Annotated in this window: 2 protein-coding genes; both read right to left on the bottom strand. The window is 72.4% G+C overall.

Features of this window, described 5'->3' with window-relative positions; genetic code table 11:
• Positions 1-114: 114 nt before the first annotated feature.
• A complete protein-coding gene (locus CCN42_RS29965; RefSeq protein ID WP_086740323.1) occupies positions 115-729 on the bottom strand; it encodes a hemerythrin domain-containing protein in 615 nt (204 codons plus the stop codon).
• A gap of 413 nt (positions 730-1142) precedes the next feature.
• Positions 1143-1496: a hypothetical protein gene (locus tag CCN42_RS29970; protein ID WP_086740325.1), complete on the bottom strand. Its 354-nt coding sequence runs from the start codon at positions 1494-1496 to the stop codon at positions 1143-1145.
• Between the last annotated feature and the right edge of the window lie 165 nt (positions 1497-1661).

A 1661-nucleotide genomic window follows, 5' to 3' on the forward strand; every position in this document is an offset into this window, starting at 1 on the left:
CGCCCGCCCTCCGGCCTGCGCGCAGCACTCGTCCGCGCCGCCCGGCCGCACCGGACGCCTGCTGTGCTGGAGCCTGGCCGCGATCCCTGCGCCGGCGACCGCGTCCGGTGTGGCTCAGTCGTCGCCTGCGGCTTCGGCGCGGTGCACCTCCTCGGCCAGTTCGTCCTTCTTCATCGTCGACCGTCCCTCGATGTCCAGGTCCCGGGCCTTGTCGTACAGCTCTTTCCGGGTCTCGGCGGTGCCGGCCCGCTGCCCGCCGCGTTCGCCGTCTTCGCCGCCGGCCGTGGCGTGCCGCCCCGCGAGGGCCTGGGAGCGGCGCTGGGCGAACGCCAGGCCCAGTTCCTGCAGCGGCGCGGGTGTCAGCGCCTGCCTCAGCGCGGGCAGCAGATCGTTCTCCTCCTCCTCGACATGGTGGAGGATGGCGCTCGTCCACTCCTGCAGGGCGTGGTCGAACTCTTCGCTGTCCACGTCCATGTCCAGCAGCTGCCTGCCGAGCCTCTCGGCCTTGTGGTGCTCCTCGGCCGCGTGCTCGGCCTGTTCCTCCTGGCGGGCCTCGCGAGCCAGTACCGGGTAGACCTGCTCCTCCTCCGCCTCGCTGTGGGCCTTCAGCATGGCCACCGCCAGGGGCAGGGCCAGGGCCCGGAAGCTCCTGTCCTCGCTCATGAGGTCGAGCAGGCGCTGCAACTCGCGGTGGTCGGTGGTGAGCAGCGTGATGACGTCGTCCGCCATGTGGGGCCCTTTCGCCTCGGGGGTGTGTCCGGGCCGGTCCCGCGGGCCGCAGCCGCGGTACGGCCGGCGTCCTCGGCCCTTTTTCCCGGTCAGCGGTTCCCGTGCGGCCGCGCCCCGAGACGTCCGCGGTTGCCGATACATCCGAACGGAGGGGTGAGGGGGGCGGCCGGGGTTTCGCGCTCCTCGTCGTCCGCCGGGGCAGGAGGCCGCTTCCGCCGGTGCGCGTGCGGGACTTGAACCCGGGTGACCGGCCGGGCGGTCACCCGGTCGTCCGGCGGTGGCCGGCTCGCCCGGTGGCGCGGTGGCCGCTGGCCCCTTTGTCTGTCGCTGCCGGAGCGGGCCGGGTACGCCGTCACCCCGTCGGGACGGCATGCCCGGTACGGCGGAGGTGATCCGGTCCCGGCCGGGGGTGGTCAGCGGATGAGGTGGCCCGTCAGTGTGCCCATGCCGATCGCGCAGGCGATCACGGCGCAGGCGGCCGCGGCGTGGCGTCTGAGCAGGTCGCGGCGCAGGGCCAGGTAGCGCTCCTCGTACTCGTGCCGGATCTGGGTGGTGCGCTCGACGATGTCGCGCAGTGTGTTCCGGCTGACTTCGAGGCGCTGTTCGACATAGTGGCGTGTGACGTCCTCCGCTTGTGCGGTGGTCAGCCAGGTCATCCGGGCGCACAGCGTCCCGGCTTCCCGGTGTGCCTGGTCGTGGTGGGCACGGGCGAGGAGGTAGCCCTCGACGGTGTGGGCAGAGGGCCGGTGCTCCGTGCCGCGTCTCATCGCGGTCCGCCTTTGTGTTCGTCGGCTGCCACGATGTCCCGCTGGCCTGCGTTCGCCTGTTGTTCGAGCTGGGCGAGGCCGGGGTGGTGGAGGTCGAAGGCGGGGGATTCGGAGCGGATGCGGGGCAGTGTCAGGAAGTTGTGGCGCTGTCCTTTATACACATCT

Source organism: Streptomyces glaucescens, from assembly GCF_002154375.1.
In the GTDB taxonomy this organism is placed as follows: Bacteria; Actinomycetota; Actinomycetes; order Streptomycetales; family Streptomycetaceae; genus Streptomyces; species Streptomyces glaucescens.

What these genes read in the sequence shown, in the direction of transcription:
- CCN42_RS29965 (WP_086740323.1), bottom strand. Translation starts at nt 729, where the DNA reads ATGGCGGACGACGTCATCACGCTGCTCACCACCGACCACCGCGAGTTG.
- CCN42_RS29970 (WP_086740325.1), bottom strand. Translation starts at nt 1,496, where the DNA reads ATGAGACGCGGCACGGAGCACCGGCCCTCTGCCCACACCGTCGAGGGC.